Source organism: Streptomyces venezuelae ATCC 10712 (genome assembly GCF_008639165.1).
In the GTDB taxonomy this organism is placed as follows: Bacteria; Actinomycetota; Actinomycetes; order Streptomycetales; family Streptomycetaceae; genus Streptomyces; species Streptomyces venezuelae.
This window is the reverse complement of sequence record NZ_CP029197.1, coordinates 4,483,086-4,504,084: the sequence shown is the minus strand read 5'-3', so window position 1 is coordinate 4,504,084 and position 20,999 is coordinate 4,483,086. Positions and strand designations below refer to the sequence as shown.

The 20,999-nt window shown below is 72.4% G+C and carries 20 protein-coding genes; 12 read left to right on the top strand and 8 right to left on the bottom strand.

The genetic code is table 11. The features are described from left to right. Positions 1-30: 30 nt before the first annotated feature. Complete coding sequence (gene serC / locus DEJ43_RS20830) at positions 31-1,149, top strand: phosphoserine transaminase (protein WP_015035359.1); 1,119 nt, start codon at positions 31-33, stop codon at positions 1,147-1,149. Between the two features lie 71 nt (positions 1,150-1,220). On the opposite strand, the gene DEJ43_RS20825 is transcribed toward serC, so the two are convergent. Then, on the bottom strand, positions 1,221-2,216 hold the full coding sequence (locus DEJ43_RS20825) for an SdiA-regulated/phytase-like domain-containing protein (protein WP_015035358.1): 996 nt from the start codon (positions 2,214-2,216) through the stop codon (positions 1,221-1,223). Between the two features lie 70 nt (positions 2,217-2,286). On the opposite strand from DEJ43_RS20825, the gene DEJ43_RS20820 reads away from it, so the two are divergent. Together DEJ43_RS20820 and DEJ43_RS20815 are read left to right on the top strand one after the other, a co-directional pair. Next, a complete protein-coding gene (locus tag DEJ43_RS20820) occupies positions 2,287-3,126 on the top strand; it encodes an alpha/beta fold hydrolase (protein WP_041664099.1) in 840 nt (279 codons plus the stop codon). A gap of 168 nt (positions 3,127-3,294) precedes the next feature. Then, a complete protein-coding gene (locus tag DEJ43_RS20815; protein ID WP_015035356.1) occupies positions 3,295-3,975 on the top strand; it encodes a GDSL-type esterase/lipase family protein in 681 nt (226 codons plus the stop codon). A 4-nt stretch (positions 3,976-3,979) separates the two neighbouring features. Here DEJ43_RS20815 and DEJ43_RS20810 read toward each other — a convergent pair whose 3' ends face one another. Beyond that, positions 3,980-4,381, bottom strand: a complete 402-nt coding sequence (locus DEJ43_RS20810; RefSeq protein ID WP_233448072.1) for a carboxymuconolactone decarboxylase family protein — start codon at positions 4,379-4,381, stop codon at positions 3,980-3,982. A gap of 61 nt (positions 4,382-4,442) precedes the next feature. Here DEJ43_RS20810 and DEJ43_RS20805 point away from each other — a divergent pair, with 61 nt between their 5' ends. Next, positions 4,443-5,003 carry a MarR family winged helix-turn-helix transcriptional regulator gene (locus DEJ43_RS20805; protein ID WP_015035354.1) on the top strand — a complete coding sequence of 187 codons (561 nt, stop codon included), beginning with the start codon at positions 4,443-4,445 and terminating at the stop codon, positions 5,001-5,003. Positions 5,004-5,090: 87 nt separating this feature from the next. Then, positions 5,091-6,770 (top strand): serine/threonine-protein kinase, encoded by a 1,680-nt coding sequence (locus DEJ43_RS38785; RefSeq protein WP_015035353.1) that lies wholly within the window; start codon positions 5,091-5,093, stop codon positions 6,768-6,770. A gap of 99 nt (positions 6,771-6,869) precedes the next feature. On the opposite strand, the gene DEJ43_RS20795 is transcribed toward DEJ43_RS38785, so the two are convergent. Together DEJ43_RS20795 and thpR are read right to left on the bottom strand one after the other, a co-directional pair. After that, positions 6,870-7,859, bottom strand: a complete 990-nt coding sequence (locus tag DEJ43_RS20795) for an aldo/keto reductase (protein WP_015035352.1) — start codon at positions 7,857-7,859, stop codon at positions 6,870-6,872. Between the two features lie 210 nt (positions 7,860-8,069). Next, positions 8,070-8,642, bottom strand: a complete 573-nt coding sequence (thpR, locus tag DEJ43_RS20790) for an RNA 2',3'-cyclic phosphodiesterase (protein WP_015035351.1) — start codon at positions 8,640-8,642, stop codon at positions 8,070-8,072. A 33-nt stretch (positions 8,643-8,675) separates the two neighbouring features. Between thpR and DEJ43_RS20785 the strand changes: the two genes are divergently transcribed. Next, positions 8,676-9,182 carry a GNAT family N-acetyltransferase gene (locus tag DEJ43_RS20785; RefSeq protein ID WP_041662743.1) on the top strand — a complete coding sequence of 169 codons (507 nt, stop codon included), beginning with the start codon at positions 8,676-8,678 and terminating at the stop codon, positions 9,180-9,182. Positions 9,183-9,369: 187 nt separating this feature from the next. Here the strand turns inward: DEJ43_RS20785 and DEJ43_RS20780 are convergent, their stop codons facing one another. Continuing rightward, positions 9,370-10,707, bottom strand: a complete 1,338-nt coding sequence (locus tag DEJ43_RS20780) for an MFS transporter (protein ID WP_015035349.1) — start codon at positions 10,705-10,707, stop codon at positions 9,370-9,372. Between the two features lie 26 nt (positions 10,708-10,733). Then, entirely contained in the window at positions 10,734-11,177 is a 444-nt protein-coding gene (locus DEJ43_RS20775) for a MarR family winged helix-turn-helix transcriptional regulator (protein ID WP_015035348.1), read from the bottom strand. Positions 11,178-11,368: 191 nt separating this feature from the next. On the opposite strand from DEJ43_RS20775, the gene DEJ43_RS20770 reads away from it, so the two are divergent. Then, positions 11,369-11,593, top strand: a complete 225-nt coding sequence (locus DEJ43_RS20770; protein WP_015035347.1) for a hypothetical protein — start codon at positions 11,369-11,371, stop codon at positions 11,591-11,593. Here DEJ43_RS20770 and DEJ43_RS20765 read toward each other — a convergent pair. Further along, complete coding sequence (locus DEJ43_RS20765; RefSeq protein WP_015035346.1) at positions 11,586-13,031, bottom strand: NCS2 family permease; 1,446 nt, start codon at positions 13,029-13,031, stop codon at positions 11,586-11,588. The genes DEJ43_RS20770 and DEJ43_RS20765 overlap by 8 nt on opposite strands. 159 nt (positions 13,032-13,190) lie before the next feature. On the opposite strand from DEJ43_RS20765, the gene DEJ43_RS20760 reads away from it, so the two are divergent. The 5 genes from DEJ43_RS20760 (at position 13,191) to DEJ43_RS37535 (ending at position 17,727) form a co-directional block, all read left to right on the top strand. Further along, positions 13,191-13,523, top strand: coding sequence for a DUF2530 domain-containing protein (locus tag DEJ43_RS20760; RefSeq protein ID WP_041662741.1), 333 nt, complete (start codon positions 13,191-13,193; stop codon positions 13,521-13,523). A gap of 100 nt (positions 13,524-13,623) precedes the next feature. Beyond that, on the top strand, positions 13,624-16,032 hold the full coding sequence (locus DEJ43_RS20755; protein WP_041662740.1) for a cation-translocating P-type ATPase: 2,409 nt from the start codon (positions 13,624-13,626) through the stop codon (positions 16,030-16,032). A gap of 180 nt (positions 16,033-16,212) precedes the next feature. Further along, positions 16,213-16,539: an SCO4225 family membrane protein gene (locus DEJ43_RS20750; RefSeq protein ID WP_015035343.1), complete on the top strand. Its 327-nt coding sequence runs from the start codon at positions 16,213-16,215 to the stop codon at positions 16,537-16,539. 124 nt (positions 16,540-16,663) lie between these two features. Continuing rightward, a complete protein-coding gene (locus tag DEJ43_RS20745; protein ID WP_015035342.1) occupies positions 16,664-17,566 on the top strand; it encodes a hypothetical protein in 903 nt (300 codons plus the stop codon). Between the two features lie 2 nt (positions 17,567-17,568). Further along, a complete protein-coding gene (locus DEJ43_RS37535) occupies positions 17,569-17,727 on the top strand; it encodes a hypothetical protein (protein ID WP_015035341.1) in 159 nt (52 codons plus the stop codon). 13 nt (positions 17,728-17,740) lie between these two features. On the opposite strand, the gene DEJ43_RS20740 is transcribed toward DEJ43_RS37535, so the two are convergent. Next, a complete protein-coding gene (locus DEJ43_RS20740) occupies positions 17,741-20,887 on the bottom strand; it encodes a sacsin N-terminal ATP-binding-like domain-containing protein (RefSeq protein WP_015035340.1) in 3,147 nt (1,048 codons plus the stop codon). Positions 20,888-20,999: the final 112 nt, after the last annotated feature.

The window sequence follows — 20,999 nt, the reverse complement described above, 5'->3', positions numbered from 1 at the left end:
GCCCCTTCCCGACCCGATACTCTCCGCCTCGTGGCTGATATCCAGATTCCCGCTGACATCAAGCCCGCCGACGGCCGTTTCGGCGCGGGCCCCTCCAAGGTGCGTACGGAGGCGCTGGACGCCCTGGCCGCCACCGGCACCTCTCTCCTCGGCACGTCCCACCGCCAGGCTCCGGTCAAGAACCTGGTCGGCGAGGTACGTACCGGCATCCGTGACCTCTTCTCGCTCCCCGAGGGTTACGAGGTGATCCTGGGCAACGGCGGCTCCACCGCCTTCTGGGACGTCGCGACCCACGGTCTGATCGAGAACAAGTCGCAGCACCTCACCTTCGGCGAGTTCTCCTCCAAGTTCGCGAAGGCCGCCAAGCTGGCCCCGTGGCTGGCCGAGCCGACCGTGATCTCCGCCGACCCGGGCACCCACCCGGAGCCGGTGGCCGAGGCGGGCGTCGACGTCTACGCGTACACGCACAACGAGACCTCCACCGGTGTCGCCTCCCCGATCAAGCGGGTCGCGGGCGCCGACGAGGGCGCGCTCGTCCTGGTCGACGCGACCTCGGGCGCGGGCGGCCTCCCGGTGGACATCACCGAGACGGACGTCTACTACTTCGCCCCGCAGAAGTCCTTCGCCGCCGAGGGCGGCCTGTGGCTCGCGGCCTTCTCCCCGGCCGCTCTGGAGCGGGCGCAGAAGATCCACGGCTCGGGCCGGCACGTCCCCGAGTTCTTCTCCCTCCCGACGGCGATCGACAACTCGCTGAAGAACCAGACGTACAACACCCCCGCGCTTTCGACCCTCTTCCTGCTCAACGAGCAGCTGAAGTGGATCAACGGCCAGGGTGGTCTGGACTGGGCCGTGGCCCGGACGAAGGAGTCCTCGGACGCGCTGTACGGCTGGGCCGAGGAGTCCAAGTACGCGACGCCGTTCGTCACGGACGCGGCGAAGCGCTCGCAGGTCATCGGCACGATCGACTTCTCGGACGAGATCGACGCGGCGGCCGTCGCCAAGGTGCTCCGCGCCAACGGGATCGTGGACACCGAGCCGTACCGCAAGCTCGGCCGCAACCAGCTGCGGATCGCGATGTTCCCGGCGATCGACCCGGCGGACGTGCGCGCGCTGACGGCCTGCATCGACTACGTCATCGAGAAGCTGTAACCGTCGGTCGTACGTGCGAAGGGCCCGGCACCGGAGACATCCGGTGCCGGGCCCTTCGGCATGTCCGCCGCTCAGCCCCGCCGCAGCAGTCGCTTGATACCGAAGACGAGGACGAACGCGCCCGCGAGGACCAGGAAGCCGACCGTGACGTTTCCCTTCTCGCCGTCGGCGGCCGGGGAGCGCGGGGACGGCGGTGAGCCGGGCGTGGCCGGGGTGCCGGCCGGCTTCTCCGAGGAGCCGCCCGCGTCCGTGCGCTCCACCCGCACCACCCGGCTGTTGCGGCCCTCCGAGCCGAACATGTAGGCCGAGCCGTCCGTCGTGTACGTCGCCGATTCCGCCTGGCCCTGGAACGGCGCCCCGACCGATGTGCCCTCGTCGCCGAGGCGTCCGTCCTTCCACGCGTACTCCCGCGCCATGAGGTAGCCGCGCAGCAGGAGCCGGTCGCCGGCCGGCGAGAAGGCGCCGTCGGTCACCCACGGGACCTCGCCGACGCGCCGGAAGACGTTCGTCCCGGACGCGGAGAGCCGCTCGGGGCCCGCGTACAGGCCGCCGCCGTCCTCGTTCTTGCTCGCGATGTACACCCGGCCGGTCTTCGGGTGGACCATGAGGGCCTCGGCGTTCCGCGCGCCGTCGGCGTACTTCACGACGTACTGCTTCGCCGCCACCTTCTGGTCCTTGAGGACCTTCGGCTCGGGGAAGCGGTAGATCCAGACGTGGTCCCAGGAGCCGTCGAGGTTGTCGCCGATGTCGCCGACGTAGATGTCGCCGTCCGGGCCGACCGCGATGGCCTCCATGTCGCGGGGCGTGCCGACGCCCTGCATGGTCAGGGTCGCCACCGTCTTTCCCGTACGGGAGTCGATGCCGTAGATCAGGGGGGCGTCCTGGTCGTTGTGCGTCCAGTAGATCCCCGGGTGGGCCCGGCTGGCGGCGAGGCCGCTGGACTCGGTGACGCGGGAGTCCTCGATGGTGAAGTCGCGGTCGGGTTCCTGCCCTTCGGCACGGGCATGGCCGGCCGGGAGCAGCACCAGGGCGGCGGCCGCGCCGAGGGCGCACAGAGCAGATCGCATGGATCAAGCGTGCCACGGGGCGGGGGAAACCCGATTGACCTGCACCGGAGGCGCTGCCATGGTCGCGCTCATGCCTACGCTCTCCGCTCCCGACGGGACCCTGCTCGCGTACCACGCGTCCGGTTCCGGCGATCCGCTGATCTGTCTGCCCGGCGGCCCCATGCAGGACTCCGGTTATCTCGGCGGGCTCGGCGGGCTCGACGCCCGCCGCACCCTGATCCGGCTCGACCTGCGGGGCACGGGCGCCTCCGGGGTGCCGGAGGACCCGGCCTCGTACCGCTGCGACCGGCTCGTCGACGACGTGGAGGCGCTGCGCGTGCACCTCGGGCTCGACACGGTCGATCTCCTCGGGCACTCGGCGGGCGCGAACCTCGCCGCGCTCTACACGGCCCGGTACCCCGAGCGGGTCGCCCGGCTGGTGCTGCTGACCCCCGGCACGGCGGCCGTCGGTCTGGAGACGACCGGGGAGGAGCGGCTCGCGGCGGCGCGGCTGCGGAGCGGGGAGCCGTGGTTCGGCCCGGCGTACGCGGCTCTGGAGGAGCTGGCGGCGGGACGGGGTTCCGCCGAGGCCTTCGAGGCGGTCGCGCCGTTCTTCCACGGCACCTGGGACGAGGCGGCGCGGGAGCGGCACGCGGCCGTGGCGCTCCAGCGGAACGGGGAGGCCGCCGGGGTCTACGCGAGCGCGGGCGCCTTCGACCCGGAGGCCACGCGGGCGGTGTTCGCGGAGTTCGGGCGGCCGGTGCTCGTCGTCGCCGGGGAGGGCGACGCGAACACCCCGGTGCCGACGGCCACGGCGTACGCGGAACTGTTCCCGAAGGCCGAGCTCGCGGTCCTGGCGGGGGGCGGGCACTTCCCGTGGCACGACGACGGGGAGTGGCTGGCGGCGACGGTCGACGGCTTCCTCTCGTAGGCGTACTCGTCGTAGGCGGCCTACTTGCCGCCGTACGCCTCGCCTCCGTACGCCTCGCCTCCGTATGCCTCGCCTCCGTATGCCTCGTCGCCGTACGGAGGCAGCCGCCGCCCGCTCGTGGTCCGGATCACGTCGCAGGCTCCGGACGGCGTCCGTGATGATGTGAGCATGCGTTTTCTGTTCGTCGGCGACAGCATGACCATCGGACGCGCCGGCGACTGGACCTGGCGGTACCGCATGTGGCGGCACCTGGAGTCCACGCTGCCCGGCGGGTACGAGATCGTCGGGCCGCGCACCTCGCTGTACGACCCCGCCGCCGACGCCCCGGCCTCGGAGGCGTACGCCGACCCCGCCTTCCCCGCCCCCGCCCGCCGCCATCTGGCGGGCTGGGGCGAGGGCTGGCTGCACATGGCGCCGGTGATCGGTGACACGGTCACGGCGACCGGGGCCGACGTGCTGCTGATCTCGCTCGGCCTGATCGACCTCGGCTTCTACACGAACAGCGAGCAGACCGAGGCGAACGTCCGGGCGTTCGTCGCGGCGGCGCGCGCCGCGAACCCGCGGGTCCGGGCCGTCCTGCTGCCGGTCATCCCCAATGTGCGCGCCGGGTACGACGCGCCCTTCGCCGCCGAGTGCGCCCGCTTCAACGAGCTCCTCGCGAAGGCGGTCGCCGACCTCGACACGGCCGCGTCCCCGCTGCTCCTGGCCTCGGTGCCGGAGTCGTACGAGCTCGACGCCGACACCTACGACGGCACCCACCCCGGCCCGTCGGGCGAGCACAAGCTGGCCGCCGCGTTCGCCGGCGCGATGCACCAGGCGTGGGGGCTCGGCGGCCCGTACGCCCCCTGAGGGCTCAGGCGGCCCGGGTGAGGCGGTTGGCGAAGGTCGAGAGGGTGTACGCGCCGATGCCGAGGACGACCTCCAGGGCGTTGCGGCGGGTGTAGCCGGCCTTCTCGAAGTCGGCGAGGTCGGCGTCGCCGACCGCTCCGGACGAGGCGAGGACCCGGAGGGTGAACCGGCGTACGGCGTCGAGGCGTTCGGCGTCGGGGGCCGGGCCGAGGGCGGCCATCTTGGCCTCGTGCATGTCGACGCAGAGGTGGCACTGGTTGCGTTCGGCGACGGTCAGGATGAGGGTCTCGCGGGAGTGCGGGTCGAGGGTGGTGGACTCGAAGATCTGGCTGAGTTTCAGGAAGCCGTCCAGGGTCTCGGGGGACTCCTTGAGGAGGGCGATGGCGTTGGCGGTGCGGGTGGACATGTCCACGGACAAGGCGACTCCAGGCTCGGATTGCTCGGCTCGGAAGAGTAGAATCGACAACATGGTTGACCATGTGTCGAGGGAAAACGTAAACCAGGTTGTCGATAACGGCAAGGGAGAAGGCGGAACGGAGGACGAAAGCAAGAGCGGCAGCACCGGCGGCAGGGGCTACGAACTCCCCCTGCTCCTCTTCGGCGGCTTCCGCACCCTCATCGACCGGCTCCACGCCCGCCTCGCCGCCGAGGGCCACCCCGACGTGCGGCCCGCCCACGGCTTCGCCATGCAGGCCGTCGGCGTACACGGCGCCACCGCCAGCGAGATCGGGCGGCGCCTCGGCGTCTCCAAGCAGGCCGCCGGCAAGACCGTCGACCGGCTCCTCGCCCTCGGCTACGCCGAGCGGGCCGACGACCCCAGCGACGCCCGCCGGAAACTGGTCCACCTCACCCCGCGCGGCTACGACGCCCTCGCCCGCTCCGCCGCGATCTTCGACGACCTGCGGGCCGAATGGGCGGCGGCCCTCGGCGCCGACCGCGTCGGCGACATGGAGGCGGCCCTGCGCAGCGTCGTCCCCGCGGAGACGGCGTTCCGCCTGGACGCCACGAGCTGGCTCGGCGCGCCGTAGACCCGAGCCCCGGGTGCCCCCGCCGGACGGGTCGGCCATACTGACCGGCGGCATTCCAACGGGGGCGTACGACACAGGGGGTGGCGAGTGGACGGCGGGGAACTGCCCGAGCGCATCGGCGACTACACCGTGGAGCGCGAGCTCGGCGCGGGCGGCATGGGAACGGTCTACCTGGCGCGGTCCCGGGGCGGACGGACCGTGGCCGTCAAGGTGGCCCGGCCCGAACTGGCCGCCGATCCGCACTTCCGCGCCCGGTTCCGCGCGGAGGTCGACGCCGCCCGCAGGGTCGGCGGATTCCACACCGCGCAGGTCGTCGACGCCGACCCGGACGCGGCCGCGCCCTGGCTGGCCACCGCGTACATCCCAGGACCGACGCTCTCACGGCTGCTCGCCGAGCGGGGACCGATGGACGAGGCCCGACTGCGGCTGCTCGGCGCGGCGTTGGCGGAGGCACTCCAGGCCATCCACGACTGCGGGCTCATCCACCGCGACCTCAAGCCGGGCAACATCATCATGGCCGACGACGGACCGAGGGTGCTCGACTTCGGCATCGCCCGGGCCCTGGAATCGACCCGGCTGACCTCCACGGGCGCGGCCTTCGGCACGCCCGGGTTCCTGGCGCCCGAGCAGGCCCAGGGCCACGAAGTCGCCGGCGCCGCCGACGTGTTCGCGCTCGGCGCGGTGCTGGTGGCGGCAGCCGGCGGCCACGCGTTCGGGGAGGGCACGCCGGTGATGCTGATGTACCGGGCCGTGCACGAGCCGGCCGACCTGACGGCCGTACCCGAGGCCGTACGCCCGGTGGTCGCGGCCTGCCTGGCCAAGGACCCGGCACAAAGGCCGTCCCCGAGAGGGCTGTTGGACCTGTTGGCCCCGGACACGGCACGGACCCCGGAGACGACACGGACCCCCGACACGGCACGGACCCCGGAGACCACGCAGGCCCGGGATACGGCACGGACCCCGGACACCTCGCGGGCCCCGGACACCTCGCGGGCCCCGGCGATCGCGGGAGCATCGGCGACCGCACCGGCGCCGGCCGCGACGCCGCCCCCGGCCGCCGCCCACCCCCCGACCGTTCCCTCCTCCCCCGACGGCGGCATCGCCCACGCGGCGACCGTCACCGCGGTCCCGCGCGCCGAGTCCCCGGCCGGCAAGACGTCCGCCGGAAAGATGGCCGCCATGGTGGCCGGAGCCCTGATCGTGCTCGCCGGCGCGGGCTACGGGATCTACGTCTCGGGGGACTTGGGCGGGCCGGGGTCCTACCCGCAGGCCACGCACGAGCTCGTCATCCCCGAGTCGATCGTGGACGGCGCGTACGGGCGCAACATCGAGAACCGCCTCCCGCCGGACCCGCAGGAGGACGGCTCGGGCCAGAAGGGTTCGACGCACTACTCGGCCGACTACACCGTGACCAGTTCCGGCAGCGAGAAGGGGGTCCCGTTCCGCACGGTGGAGGTGTACGGCTCGTCGGGCCGGTACACGCACCCCGAGGCGGATCGGGACTCGCTGATACGCGCCATGACCGTCACGGGCAGGGAGAGCGTCAGCGACCCGCCCCGAGTGATCCGTCCGCCGGGCTCGGACGTCGACATCCGGTGCACGACCGTGGACAGCCGGACCGTGTGCGGCTGGGGCGACGACAACACCACCGTCGCGGTCGCGTTCAAGCCCACCAGCACGCTCGAAGTGGCGGCGGCCGAGACCCGCAAGATACGCGACGAGATCCGCCGGCCGATCGCGACGGCGAGCGCGTCGCCCTCGGAATGAGACACCGGCGCCGGGCCAGCGGCTCGCCCTAGGGATGAGACGCCGGCGCCGGGCCGCACGGACTGTCCGTCCGGCCCGGCGCCGCCCGGCACGGGCCTCCTACCAGGCGAAGGCCTCGGGAGACGGGCCCGGGCCCGGGAAGATCTCGTCGAGACCGGACAGGACCTCCTCGCTCAGCTCCACCTCCAGGGCGCGCAGCGCGCTCGCCAGCTGCTCCGGCGTGCGGGGGCCGACGATCGGGCCGGTCACGCCCGGGCGGGTGAGGAGCCACGCCAGGGCCGCCTCGCCCGGCTCAAGGCCGTGCTTGTCGAGCAGGTCCTCGTACGCCTGGAGGCGCGCCCGGGACTCCGGGTCGGCGAGGGTCGCCGCGGCGCGTCCCTCCGTGCGTCGCTTGCCCTCGGCCTCCTTCTTGAGGACGCCGCCGAGCAGGCCGCCGTGCAGCGGGGACCAGGGGATGACGCCGAGGCCGTACTCCTGGGCGGCGGGGATCACCTCCATCTCGGCGCGCCGCTCGAAGAGGTTGTAGAGGCACTGCTCGCTGACGAGGCCGACGGAGCCGCGCCGCGCGGCGGTCTCGTTGGCCTGGGCGATCTTGTAGCCGGGGAAGTTGGAGGAGCCGGCGTAGAGGACCTTGCCCTGCTGGATGAGGACGTCGATCGCCTGCCAGATCTCCTCGAAGGGAGTCGACCGGTCGACGTGGTGGAACTGGTAGACGTCGATGTGGTCGGTGCCGAGGCGCTTGAGGCTGGCCTCGACGGCCCTGCGGATGTTGAGCGCCGAGAGCTTGTCGTGGTTGGGCCAGGCCTCGCCGTCGGGGCCCATGTTCCCGTAGACCTTGGTGGCGAGAACCGTACGGTCCCGGCGGCCGTGGCCCTTGGCGAACCAGGACCCGATGATCTCCTCGGTCCGGCCCTTGTTCTCACCCCAGCCGTACACGTTGGCGGTGTCGAAGAAGTTGAGCCCCGCGTCCAGCGCCGAGTCCATGATGGCGTGGCTGGTGGCTTCGTCCGTCTGGGGTCCGAAGTTCATCGTCCCGAGGACGAGTCGGCTGACCTTGAGTCCGGTGCGTCCGAGCTGCGTGTACTTCATGGTCGTCAAGCCAACTGCTTCGAGTGCGCTCGAAGCAAGGGGGTTCCCACGAGGTGGCGACGGGGCGCCTGGGGGGCGTCGGCGGTGCTACTGGCCGGCGACGGAGGCCAGGGCGATGATGGCGAACATCAGTACGAGCACGCCGGCCATGATGCGGTTACGGGTCTTCGGGTCCACGCTTCGAGGTTACCCGGCCGTTCGGCGCGGGCCTCACCCCGCTCCCTCAAGCGGCCAGCCGTCCACCCGCTCGTACCGTGGCTGCTCGCCCCGCACGCCGCTGACCGGCAGGTTCGAGCGGACCAGGGCCAGCTCCCCGACCTCCCAGCGGGTCCCCTCGAAGCCGGCGAGCCCGTCCAGGAACGGGTGCAGGTCCACCGCGTCCGCCCGGGCGCGGGCGAGCGTCAGATGCGCCTGGTAGCGGCGGTGCTCCTCCATCGGGACCCCGGCCCGGCGCGCGGCGGCGTCGGCCCGCTCGGCCAGCAGCCGCAGCTCGTCCAGGCCCCCCGCGACCCCGGTCCACAGGGCGCGCCGCCCGAAGTGCCCGCCGCCGTGCAGTCGGAGCGGGAAGGGCGGGGTGCGGTGCGCGGCCCGGGCGAGGCGGACGCGCAGCTCGGGCAGCAGGCCGTCGTCGACCTCTCCCATGAAGGCGAGGGTGAGGTGCCAGCCGGGCCGGGAGGTCCAGCGGAGCCCGTCGGCGCCGGGCAGGTGGTGCAGACGGTCGACGACGTGCCCGAGCTCGTCCAGGCGCTCGGGCGGCGGCAGGACGGCGGCGAAGAGCCTCATGAGGCGAGTGTGGCAGCGGTTAGCCTCTGCGGCATGAAGATCTCCATCAGGAAGGGCGGGGCGGCGGACCTCCCCGCGATACTCGGGGTGCTCGACAGCGCCGTGGTGTGGCTCAACGGCAAGGGCATCACCGCGCAGTGGGGCACCGAGCCGTTCTCGGAGCGGCCCAAGGCGGTGAAGCAGGTCGAGGAGACGATGGCCGCGGGTGATCCGTGGATCGCCGAGATCGACGGCGTACCGGCGGGGACGATGACGCTGACGCCGTTCCCCGGGCAGCACATCGCGCCGGCGGACGAGCCGGAGGTGTACGTACGCCTGCTCGCGACCCACGGCCGGTTCCACGGCCACGGGGTGGGCGCGGCGCTGCTCGCCCACGCGGCGGAGGAGACCCGGCGCCAGGGGGTGTCGCTGCTGCGGGTCGACTGCTTCGCGGGCAGCGAGGGCCGCCTCGTCGCGTACTACGAACGCCAGGGCTTCACCCCGACGGACACGTTCCTGGTCGGGGACTGGGCGGGGCAGGTGCTGGAACAGCGGGTCTGAGCAGGGGCCGACGACGGCGGGAGGCCCCCGGCCCCGGGTCGGGCCGACGACGGCGGGAGGCCTCAGGCCGGGCCGACGACGACGGGAGACCCGGCCTCGGGCCGGGCCGACGACGGGAGGCCCCGAGCCGGGCCGACGACGCCGGGAGGCCCCGGCCCCGGGGCCTCCCGCCGCCCCCGCCCGAGGGCTACGCCGCGGTCGCCAGGCGTTCGCGGGAGACGAAGCGGACCTGGGGGTGGCCGTGGCGCCAGGTCCAGGCGAGTTTCAGGTCGCCCACCTTGGCCAGGATCAGGCCCACCGTGATCGCCGCCGCGAGGGAGATCAGGCCGCCCGTCGCGAAGCCGACGCGGGCGCCGTAGGTGTCGGTGACCCAGCCGAGGAGCGGCGCGCCGATGGGGGTGCCGCCGGCGAAGACCATCATGTAGAGGCTCATGACCCGGCCCCGCATCGCCGGGTCCGTCGCCATCTGGACGGCCGAGTTCGCGGTGATGTTGACCGTGAGGCCGATCATTCCGATCGGTACGAGCAGCAGCGCGAACAGCCAGAACGCCGGGGACAGCGCCGCCGCGATCTCCAGGACGCCGAAGACGCCCGCCGCGATCACCAGCATCCGCAGCCGGGTCGAGCCGCGCCGGGCGGCCGCGAGGGCTCCCACGAGCGAGCCGGCCGCCATGAGGGTGTTGAGGAAGCCGTACGCGCCGGCGCCGACGTGGAAGACGTCGCCGGAGAAGGCGGTGAGCCAGATCGGGAAGTTGAACCCGAAGGTGCCGATGAAGCCGACGAGGACGATCGGCCAGATCAGGTCCGGCCGCCCGGCCACGTACCGCAGGCCCTCCCGGAGCTGGCCCTTGCCGCGCGGGGCGCGTTCCACCTTGTGGAGTTCGCCGGTGCGCATGAGCAGGAGGCTCACGAGGGGGGCGAGGAAGGACAGGCCGTTGAGGAGGAAGGCCCAGCCGCTGCCGACTCCGGCGATGAGGACGCCGGCGACGGCGGGGCCGATGAGCCGCGCGGACTGGAAGTTCGCCGAGTTCAGCGAGACGGCGTTGCGCAGCTGCTTCGGGCCGACCATCTCGGAGACGAAGGACTGCCGGGCCGGGTTGTCGACGACGGTCACCATGCCGAGGAGGAAGGCGATGAGGTAGACGTGCCAGACCTGGACGTTGCCGGAGAGGGTGAGGACGGCGAGCGCGAGGCCGCAGAGGCCGAGGGCGGCCTGGCTGACGAGCAGCAGGCGTCGCTTCGGGTAGCGGTCGGCGATGACTCCGCCGTAGAGGCCGAACAGCAGCATCGGCAGGAACTGCAAAGCCGTCGTGATGCCGACGGCGGCGGCCGAGCCGGTGAGGCTCAGGACGAGCCAGTCCTGGGTGATGCGGGCCATCCAGGTTCCGGTGTTGGAGACGATGGCGCCGGTGAAGAACAGCCGGTAGTTGCGGATGCGGAGCGAGGAGAAGGTTTCCCCCCGCCCGCGGGTATCGAGGGTGGGTTTGTGGACGGGTGCGGAGTCTGCTCCGGGTCCCGTACTCAAAGTGCGTCGCCTCCTTGGCGTGTCGGTCAGAGGTGGGCGAGCTTCTCCAGGACCGGGGCGGCGGCGCGGAGCTTGGCCCATTCGTCCTCGTCCAGGCCTTCGGCGAGGGTGGCCAGCCAGGCGTTCCGCTTGCGGCGGGATTCTTCGAGCATGGCTTCGGCCTGCTCGGTCTGGCTGACCACCTTCTGCCGGCGGTCGTCGGGGTGCGGCTCGAGCCGGACCAGTCCCTTGGCTTCGAGCAGCGCGACGATGCGGGTCATCGAGGGCGGCTGGACGTGCTCCTTGCGGGCCAGTTCGCCGGGGGTGGCGGAGCCGCAGAGCGCGAGGGTGCCGAGTACCGACATCTCGGTGGGGCTCAGCGACTCGTCGACGCGCTGGTGCTTGAGGCGTCGGCCCAGTCGCATGACGGAGGAGCGGAGCGCGTTCACGGCCGCGGCGTCGTCGGCTGTGCCGTGGGACAGGTCAGGCATGTTCGTTAGCCTAACTCATTACTCTGTCTAAATACCAACGGGAACGCGCCGACGTAGTACGGATCACATGAGGCACGCGAGTGAACCGGATGCACGCAGATCACGCTTCCGCATCCATGTATCACCCAAACGAGTGAGTCGGATCCAGAAAGTGACGCAAAGAAACCCCGGCTGCCCCGACCCTGAACGACATGGGATCGACAGTGCTCAGCCTGCGCATCGACGGTGAGCTGCTCGACCGGCTCAGGAGTCACGCCGCGAAAAGGAGAATGAGCGTCCAGGACTATGTCGTCCGGACGCTCATTCGCGAGGATTTCGACGAGCGGTTCAAGACCGCCGTCGACGAGACGGAGAAGTTCTACGGGGAGGCGGACGGTGAGGCGGGCGCGCGCCCGCCTCACCCCGCGATCACGTGAGGCCGAGCGCCGGCATCGCGTAGTAGAAGACGAAGACCGCCGACACCACGTACATGGCCACCGGGACCTCACGGCCCCGGCCGGCCGCGAGGCGCAGCACGCTGAACGCGATGAAGCCGATGCCGATGCCGTTGGTGATCGAGTACGTGAACGGCATCATCACCATCGCGAGGAACGCCGGCACCGCGATGGTGAAGTCGCTCCAGTCGATGTCCTTGACCGATCCGGCCAGGATGAGGAAGCCGACCGCGAGGAGCGCGGGGGTGGCCGCCTGGGACGGGACCATCGTGGCCAGCGGCGTGAGGAACAGCGCCACCGAGAACAGACCGCCGGTGACCACCGAGGCGAGACCGGTCCTCGCCCCCTCGCCGACGCCCGCCGTGGACTCCACGAAGCAGGTGGTGGCCGAGGAGGAGGTCGCGCCGCCGGAGGCGACGGCGAGGCCGTCCACGAGCAGGACCTTGTTGATGCCGGGGAAGTTGCCGTCCTTGTCCATCAGCTTGGCCTCGTCGCCGACGCCGAGGATCGTGCCCATGGCGTCGAAGAAGCAGGACAGCAGCACGGTGAAGACGAAGAGGACGCCGGTGAGGACGCCGACCTTCTCGAAGCCGCCGAAGAGGCTGACCTCGCCGACGAGCCCGAAGTCGGGCGAGGCGACCGGGTTGCCCGGCCACTTCGGGGTGGTCAGGCCCCAGGACGGGACGGTCGCGACCGCGTTGATCACCATCGCCACGATCGTCATGACGACGATCGAGATGAGGATGGCGCCCGGGACCTTGCGGATGATCAGCGCGAGGGTGAGGAGGGTGCCCAGGATGAAGACCAGGACCGGCCAGCCGGTGAGGTGACCGTCGCCGCCGAGCTGGAGCGGGACGGTGGTGTGCGCGGCGTCGGGGATGCGGGAGACGAAGCCCGAGTCGACGAGGCCGATCAGCATGATGAAGAGGCCGATGCCGATCGCGATGCCCTTGCGCAGGCCGACCGGGACCGCGTTCATCACGCGCTCGCGCAGGCCGGTCGCGACGAGCAGCATCACGACGACGCCGGCGAGGACGACCATGCCCATGGCGTCGGGCCAGGACATCTTCGGGGCGAGCTGGAGGGCGACGACGGTGTTGACGCCGAGGCCGGCGGCGAGGGCGATCGGGACGTTGCCGATGACGCCCATGAGGAGGGTGGAGAACGCCGCCGTCAGGACGGTGGCGGTGACCAGCTGGCCGCTGTCGAGCTGGTGCCCGTACATGTCCTTGGCGCTGCCGAGGATGATCGGGTTCAGCACGATGATGTAGGCCATCGCGAAGAAGGTGGCGAAGCCGCCGCGGACCTCGCGGGCGACGGTCGAGCCGCGCTGGGAGATCTTGAAGTAGCGGTCGAGGCCCGAGGTCGAGGGATCGGGGCTCTCGGGAGAGGTGGCCTTGGCGGTGGCCGTGGTGCTCATGGGGTGGGTTCCTCTTCGGGAGACGTCCGTTTGGCGGTTCATACGAAGGAAACCCGCCAGAGGCAAACCGTTTCAGTATGAACACATGAACGACGGGGCGTCCATCTCCGCGCGTAGACCATGCAGGAGTACGAAATCCCGCCACCTAGACTGACCCCCATGGCGAAGTGGACACCGAAGCACGAGGCACCCGAGCCCCTCGAAGGGCCCGTCGTCGCCACCATCACCGGCGGCACGATCCTCTGGTTCGTCCTCTTCCTCGTCCAGGTCCCGTTCTACGGCTGGTTCGACGACCGGGACCTGACCTGGTGGGTGTGGACCTGCCTGGCCGGGGCCGGACTCGGCCTGATCGGCATCTGGTACGTACGGAAGCGGGACGCGGCGATCAAGCGGCACGCGGCGGCGCGGGCGGCGGACGCGACGGGCGGGGCGAGCCGGGCGGGCGAGGCCGGCGAGGCGGGGACCGGATCCCCCCAGGGTCCCGGGGCGTAGCGGCCGCCATGGCACCGGGGGACGATTCACGTCCTCCCCCGGTCTGAGATTCGCCCTTCTCGGCAGGTGAACGGCCGAATCCGGTCGTAACGTCGAAAACATGACTCAGCGGGCGAAGATCGACACGGACGGCGGCGAGGCCGGGGCGGTGGGGCCGCCCGTTGTCCACCGTCCCGCCGGACTGACCTCCGCCGAGGTCGCCGAACGCGTCGCCCGCGGCGAGGTCAACGACGTCCCCGTACGCAGCTCCCGCTCGACCACGGACATCGTCCGCGCCAACGTCTTCACCCGCTTCAACGCGATCATCGGCGTGCTCTGGGTGATCATGCTCTTCGTCGCGCCGATCCAGGACAGCCTCTTCGGCTTCGTGATCATCGCCAACACCGGCATCGGCATCATCCAGGAACTCCGCGCCAAGAAGACCCTCGACGGACTCGCTGTCATCGGCGAGGCGAAACCCACCGTCCGGCGCGACGGCGTGGCCGCCGAACTCTCCACCTCCGAGATCGTCCTCGGCGACCTGATCGAACTCGGCCCCGGCGACAAGGTCGTCGTCGACGGCGAGGTCGCCGAGGCAGACAGCCTGGAGATCGACGAGTCCCTGCTCACCGGCGAGGCCGACCCGGTGGTGAAGAAACCCGGCGACCGGATGATGTCCGGCTCGTTCGTGGTGGCCGGCGGCGGCGCGTTCACCGCGACCAAGGTCGGCCGCGAGGCGTACGCGGCGCAGCTCGCCGAGGAGGCCTCCCGGTTCACGCTCGTCCACTCCGAACTGCGGACGGGCATCTCCACCATCCTCAAGTACGTGACGTGGATGATGGTGCCGACCGCGATCGGGCTCGTCATCAGCCAGCTCGTCGTCAAGGACAACAACTTCAAGGACGCCGTCGCCCGCACGGTCGGCGGCATCGTCCCGATGATCCCCGAAGGACTCGTCCTGCTCACCTCGGTCGCCTTCGCGATCGGAGTCGTACGCCTCGGGCGCAAGCAGTGCCTGGTGCAGGAGCTGCCCGCGATCGAGGGCCTCGCCCGGGTGGACGTCGTCTGCCTGGACAAGACGGGCACGCTGACCGAGGGCGGCATGGACGTCACCGAACTGCGGCCCCTCAACGGCGCGGACGAGACGTACGTACGCAAGGTCCTCGGCGCCCTCGGGGAATCGGACCCCCGCCCCAACGCCTCCCTCCAGGCCATCATCGACGCCTACCCCGACACCGTGGAGTGGCGCTGCACGGAGGCCCTGCCGTTCTCCTCGGCCCGCAAGTACAGCGGGGCGGCGTTCAGCGAGGGCGACGGCGAGAACTCGACGTGGCTGCTCGGCGCCCCCGATGTCCTCCTGCCCGCCGGCGACCCGGCGCTGACCGAGATCGACCACCTCAACGAGCAGGGCCTGCGGGTCCTGCTGCTGGCCCGGACCGTCCACGAGCTCGACTCCCCCGAGGTCGCGACCGGCGCCCGCCCGACGGCGCTGGTCGTCCTGGAACAGCGGCTGCGGCCGGACGCCGCCGACACGCTCTCCTACTTCGCCGAACAGAACGTCGCCACGAAGGTCATCTCCGGCGACAACGCGGTCTCGGTGGGCGCGGTCGCGGGAAAGCTCGACATGCCGGGCGCGGCGAACACCGTGGACGCCCGCACGCTCCCCGCCGACCGGGAGGAGATGGCGAAGGTCCTCGACGAGAACGCCGTCTTCGGCCGGGTCACCCCGCAGCAGAAGCGGGACATGGTGGCGGCGCTCCAGTCCCACGGGCACACCGTCGCCATGACCGGCGACGGCGTGAACGACGTGCTGGCGCTGAAGGACGCCGACATCGGCGTGTCGATGGGCTCGGGCTCGGAGGCGACCCGGGCGGTCGCGCAGATCGTCCTCCTGAACAACAGCTTCGCGACGCTGCCGTCGGTGGTGGCGGAGGGCCGGCGGGTCATCGGCAACATCACCCGCGTGGCCACCCTGTTCCTCACGAAGACGGTGTACTCGGTCCTCCTGGCGGTCCTGGTGGTGTGCTCGCAGGTGGAGTACCCCTTCCTCCCCCGCCACCTGACGCTCCTGTCGACCCTGACGATCGGCGTCCCGGCGTTCTTCCTCGCGCTCGCGCCGAACAAGGAACGGGCGAAGCCGAACTTCGTCCGGCGGGTGATGCGGTACGCGATCCCCGGCGGTGTCATCGCGGGCGCGGCGACCTTCGCCACCTACCTGCTGGCCCGCCACCACTACACCGGACCGGACGCCCTGGCGGCCGAGACGAGCGCGGCGACGCTCACCCTGTTCCTGGTCTCGATGTGGGTCCTGGCGATCATCGCCCGCCCGTACACGTGGTGGCGCCTGACCCTGGTGGCGGCGATGGGAGGCGCGTTCCTCCTGGTCCTCGTCGTGCCGTGGCTCCAGGACTTCTTCGCGCTGAAGCTGGTGGGCGTGACGATGCCGTGGACGGCCGTGGCGATCGCGGCAGCGGGCGCGGCCCTGCTGGAGTTCGCGTGGCGCTGGGTGGACCGGAGGTTCCCGGCGTAGCGGGCGACCGGCGGATCAGCGGCCCTCGTGTCGCGGCCCAGGCGGCATCACCCAGGCCCGCGACGTGCACGCGCTCACCTCGGTTTGAGTAGCGCTACTCAGGTGGGCGGAGGGCGGTCCGCCGCACGATGGGACCAGCGCCGACACGGCGCGACCGACCCGTCCAGGAGGAATCGACCCATGCGAGACAGCCGCCCCCGCGCCATCGTCCGGCTCACGTTCGCCAACCCCGTCTCACTGGGCTACCTGGCGCTCGTGGCGTCGCTCCCCCTGCTGGTCAGCCCGTGGACCGAGGGCCAGGCCTTCGCGGACTTCTGGTTCGCCCTGGCCACCGCGCCCAGCAGCGTGGTCCTGCTGCTCCCCGACGTGGTGACAGGCTTCTCGGCCTGGGCGAGCGCCTACCACTACTCGGCGCTGGCCCTCTCCGCGCTGATCAACGCCTTCCTCCTCGGCCTCGCCCACCGGTCCCTCCGGAGGAACCCGGCACGACAGGGCCACACCGCCTGACCTGAGCCCCGCCCGGTAACTCCCCTCCCCCAGGGGGCCGGCGGCTTCGGACGGATCTGGCGCGAGGCCCCACCACGGCGTAGCGTGCCGACCCGTTGGCCAGGGGTGGGACGAAGGAGAGAGAGTGACCAGCACGCGCAGGCTGTTCCTGGGGGCGTTCACCGCGGGGGCCGTGACGGTGGCCGCCGGGCCGGGGACCGCGTCGGCGGCCGGGGAGGCCGAGGGGGACGTGACGTACCCGGGCGAGGTGAAGGCCCGGAACTTCCGCACCGACGGCGGTACGACCTCGTCGTTCAGGACCGTGTCCACGACGGCGACGGCGAAACTCCACGCCCTGACCGTGCACCAGGCGGGCGTGGCCGGCAACGGCGTCGCGCTGAACGTCGTCTCCGACAACCCGGAGGACTCGGCGATGTACCTGTCCGGTACCGAGCGGAGCAGGGGCACGCTCAAGATCCTGCACCGGGGCCACGCGGACGCCACGGACGGCGGAGCCGCCGCCGTCTCCATCTACCTGGACACGGACGGCGTCACCGACCAGTCGGGCGGCACCGCCGCACAGGGCATCTACGTCACCCACTCCACCGGCCCCACCAAGGGCAACCTCATCACGCTGCGGAACAACGGCGTGGACGACTTCGTGGTGAAGGGCTCCGGAGCGGTGGGCGTCGGCCTCCCGATCGGCGCCACCCCCCGGGGGCGGGTGGAGATCGCCCAACGGAACTCCCTGATCGGGCTGATGATGCAGGCCAACGAGGACGCCACGAGCCGCGTCGTGGAGATCCGCGACCGGACGGGCGCCGCGAAGCTGCGGGTGCTCAACAGCGGGGCGCTGGCCGCCCACAACGCCATGTTCGGCGTCACGAGCGGCGAGTCGTACGGCGGCGGCGACGGCGTGATCGGCATCCGCAACGCCACCACGGCCCCGACCGCCAACCCGACGAACGGGGGCGTCCTCTACGCCGAGGGCGGCGCCCTCAAGTGGCGCGGCCCCTCCGGCGCCGTGACCGTGATCGGCTCGGCCTGACCATGGAACTGACCCCTGAACAGCTCGTGTCCGAATTCCAGGACGCGGTGATGGAGCTGTACTTCGCCCGCAAGCGCATCGCCCTCCTGGAAGCCGAGAACGCGGCACTGAGAGAACACCTGTCCCTCGACGAACAGACGGCCGGTCCCTCCCTCCGCTGAGGCCCCGTGCCCCTCAGTCGAACCAGCGGTCCCGTGCCAGTTCCGCCGTTCGGGACGGGTCCTCCAGCAGGGCCGCCACCTCGAAGCGGCGGGGCCACTGGCCCGCAGCCCAGGCCAGGCCCGCCGCCACCCCTTCCAGGGTGGAGGCGTGGACCACGCCGTCCGCCGTGCGGCGCCAGTCGAGTTCCGTGCCCGCCGCCCTGAGCTCCTCGTGCTCGACGTACGTCGTGGGCGTCGCCGGGCCGAGGAGCGTGCGGACCGCGTCCGGAACGTCGTGCTCCTCGCCCTCCGTCGTCACCTCCGCCGCCACCTCCTCGCTCAGCCGCCGCACCTGGAACAGCTCCGCCAGATCCGCCGCACGCGTCGGCGACACCGGCAGCAGCGGCATCCCGCCCGCCAGCGGAAGCAGGTCCGGGGCGTCCGCCACCACGGCCTCCGACGCGTCGACGACGACCACGGCCCCGTCCACCACCGCGCGCAACTCGTCCGGCAGCGTCACCTGTTCCGGGTCCAGGTCGGCCAGCGCCGTGTACAGGGCGTGGAGTTGGGCGCCGCCGACCTCACGGCCGGGGTCCGCGAGCCGGGCCAGGAGCTCCGCCGCGCCGCCCGGTTCGTCGAGGAGGGCCGCCACCGACGTCCGTACGCCCAGGGCCCGCAGGACCTGCTCGTCCTCGAAGCCTGTCGCGTCGGCGGAGTCGTACAGGCCGATCAGGAGCGGGTCGGTGCCCGCCGCGCGCAGGCCCGCCGGGCGGCGGCCGTCGAGGACGGGATGGTCGCGCAGCCACCAGGCGGTGTACGAGCGGACCGTCTCCGTGGTGCCGTCCGGCAGCAGCACCCGGACGGGCTGGGTCAGCGCGTCCCGCAGCGGCGGCCGCGCGAGCAGCGCGAGCGCCTGCGGCCAGGCGTCGTCGTCGACCAGGTCCAGGTCGCGTACGGCCACGATCTCCGTCGCCACCGGCGGCACCGGCGACTCCGGGAGCCGGTCCAGGACGTCCTCGCACCACACGTCGACCGCGTGGAGGAGCCCGGCGTCGTCCGGCTCCGGGTAGTCGCCCTCGCGCGGCTCGACCTCGTCCGGGTCCAGCAGCAGATCGGTGGCGCGGACCAGGGCGAACGTGGCGAGGACCCCACAGGCGGCGAGCGGCTGCTCGCCCCAGCGGGCGGCAAGTTCGGCGTCCACGTAGGCCAGTTCGTCCTCGCGCATGACGGCCGCGAAGGCCGAGCCCGGCATCACCAGTTCGCCCGCCGGGGAGAGTTCGCCGTCCTCGTCGGGCAGGGCGAGCGCGCCCAGCCACGGCTCCTCGCCGGGCTCGAGCTCCGCGTCCCGTACGAGCGTGAGGACCGTCTCGACGAGCTCGTCCCCGTCCAGGGCGTCCGCGTCCTCGTCCCAGATCTCCCCCGCGTCGAGCGAGGCGGCGACCGCCGCCCGCACCTGCGGGGTCGTCAGGACCGCGCGCGGCGTGGCGGGCAGGGCCCCCAGCTTCTCCAGGAGCGGATGGGCGGCCTCGGGGTGGGCGACCTTCAGGCCGAGCCGGGTCAGCTCCGCCGGCGTACGGTCCTGCGGCAGCAGGACCTGGCGGGGGCCGATCGCCGTACGGATCCGCGGGGCGTCACCCGCCTCCGCCAGCGGCACCGGCAGGCCCGACAGACGGTCCGGGTCGACGCCCGCCAGGGAGTCGTACAGGCGCCACCACCACTCCGGGGCGCGGTCCACCCCGGCCAGCCGGTCGACCGCCTCCGTCAGCGGGACCCGGCCGATGCCGAGGGTCCGCAGCTCCGGGCGGCGCTCAAGACCGGCCGGGAGGAGCGTCGGAAACACCTCGGCGAGCACGTCCACGGTGTCCGCGCCCGCGCCCTCCACGACCTCGGCCTCGATCGGGCGGAGCGCCGGAAGGTCCTCCGTCGGCGCCGCGGGCGCGAGGAACGCGACCCTGGGCAGCCGGTCGAGGATCGCCTCGCGCAGTGCCCCGTCGAGCGGGCCCTTGCCGAGCGGACCGGGCACGAGGTCGAGGGTGGCGGTCGTCACCGGCTGCCAGTCGGCGAGGAGTTCGGCGTACGCGTCGGCCGCGCGCTGCACCAGGAAGTCGGTGAGCGGGCCGGGCGCCGGATGCCGCCGGGCGGTGTCGAGCGGGAGGGAGGCGATGAGCAGGGCCGGAATGCCGAGGGGCTCGTCGGTCGGGGTGGGGGCGTGCACGACGGGGGTCGTCCGGGGATAGCGCGGGGCGCCCTCCGCGTCCACGGGCACCGCCCAGGTGACCGACCAGTGCGGGCGCAGGCGCTCCTCGACCGGACGGTCCTTGAGGAGCCCCGCGTCCAGGGGGCCGCCGTGGGAGACGGTCCGCCAGCGGTGGGTGCCGGTGGCCGAGTCGACGATCCGCACATAGCCGTCGTCCTCGGAGCGGCGGAGGGTCCGTACCCCTTCGGGGGTCTCCACGACGATCTCGGCCAGACCCGGAAGGGTGAGGAGGAGCGCGTCGTCGACGGAGGACAGCAGCCGTTCGGCGAGGTCGCGGGCGGCGGCGTCGCGCAGCGGCAGGACGACGACGGTGTCGTATCCGTCGGGAGCGGTGCCCTCGGCGGGCAGCGGAAGCCGCAGAAGGGGGACGTGGCCGTCGCGGCGGCGCAGTTCGTCACCGAGGCCCGGGCTGTACCTGGCGGCTTCGGCGGCGAGTTCGCGGGCCTCCGCGAGGGACCAGCGGACGCCGCCGTGGCGGCCCAGGACGGCGGGCTCGTCGGTGACGGCGAGGACCGCCGCGAAGCCGACGCCGAAGCGGCCGACCGCGCCGTGCGCCTGCTGCTCGCGCTTCGCGGACGCGCGGAGCGTCGACAGGGACTCGGCGCCCGTGGCGTCCAGCGGGGCGCCGGTGTTGGCGGCAGCGAGGAGGGCGGGGCCCTCGTGGTCCGCGGGGTGCAGGGTGAGGCGGAGCCGGCCGGTGACGCCGGCGCGGTGGGCGGCGTCGGCGGCGTTCTGGGCGAGCTCGACGACGAGGCGGTCGCGGTAGCCGCCGAGGGCGAGGTCCTCCTCGGCGTTGGCGTCCTCGCGGAAGCGGGCCGGGGAGGCTCCCCAGGCGTCGAGGACACCCCGCCGCAGCCGGGCGGTGCCGAAGGGATCGGTTCCGTCGGTCGTCGTCCGGGCGCTGACGCTCACGTCTGACTCCACTCTGAGGTTTGACTACGCGGGGCCCGAAGGTACCGCGCTCCGCCGTGCCCCTCCCGCGGGGGCGCGTACCCCCCGGGGGCGCGCGGAAGCACACGGCCGCCCCGTCGTGAGC

What these genes read in the sequence shown, in the direction of transcription:
- DEJ43_RS20815 (WP_015035356.1), top strand. Translation starts at nt 3,295, where the DNA reads ATGCGTTTTCTGTTCGTCGGCGACAGCATGACCATCGGACGCGCCGGC.
- DEJ43_RS20770 (WP_015035347.1), top strand. Translation starts at nt 11,369, where the DNA reads ATGGGATCGACAGTGCTCAGCCTGCGCATCGACGGTGAGCTGCTCGAC.
- DEJ43_RS20775 (WP_015035348.1), bottom strand. Translation starts at nt 11,177, where the DNA reads ATGCCTGACCTGTCCCACGGCACAGCCGACGACGCCGCGGCCGTGAAC.
- thpR (WP_015035351.1), bottom strand. Translation starts at nt 8,642, where the DNA reads ATGAGGCTCTTCGCCGCCGTCCTGCCGCCGCCCGAGCGCCTGGACGAG.
- DEJ43_RS20760 (WP_041662741.1), top strand. Translation starts at nt 13,191, where the DNA reads ATGGCGAAGTGGACACCGAAGCACGAGGCACCCGAGCCCCTCGAAGGG.
- DEJ43_RS20765 (WP_015035346.1), bottom strand. Translation starts at nt 13,031, where the DNA reads ATGAGCACCACGGCCACCGCCAAGGCCACCTCTCCCGAGAGCCCCGAT.
- DEJ43_RS20795 (WP_015035352.1), bottom strand. Translation starts at nt 7,859, where the DNA reads ATGAAGTACACGCAGCTCGGACGCACCGGACTCAAGGTCAGCCGACTC.
- DEJ43_RS20810 (WP_233448072.1), bottom strand. Translation starts at nt 4,381, where the DNA reads ATGTCCACCCGCACCGCCAACGCCATCGCCCTCCTCAAGGAGTCCCCC.
- DEJ43_RS20825 (WP_015035358.1), bottom strand. Translation starts at nt 2,216, where the DNA reads ATGCGATCTGCTCTGTGCGCCCTCGGCGCGGCCGCCGCCCTGGTGCTG.
- DEJ43_RS20805 (WP_015035354.1), top strand. Translation starts at nt 4,443, where the DNA reads ATGGTTGACCATGTGTCGAGGGAAAACGTAAACCAGGTTGTCGATAAC.
- DEJ43_RS37535 (WP_015035341.1), top strand. Translation starts at nt 17,569, where the DNA reads ATGGAACTGACCCCTGAACAGCTCGTGTCCGAATTCCAGGACGCGGTG.
- DEJ43_RS20750 (WP_015035343.1), top strand. Translation starts at nt 16,213, where the DNA reads ATGCGAGACAGCCGCCCCCGCGCCATCGTCCGGCTCACGTTCGCCAAC.
- DEJ43_RS20755 (WP_041662740.1), top strand. Translation starts at nt 13,624, where the DNA reads ATGACTCAGCGGGCGAAGATCGACACGGACGGCGGCGAGGCCGGGGCG.
- DEJ43_RS20785 (WP_041662743.1), top strand. Translation starts at nt 8,676, where the DNA reads ATGAAGATCTCCATCAGGAAGGGCGGGGCGGCGGACCTCCCCGCGATA.
- DEJ43_RS20820 (WP_041664099.1), top strand. Translation starts at nt 2,287, where the DNA reads ATGCCTACGCTCTCCGCTCCCGACGGGACCCTGCTCGCGTACCACGCG.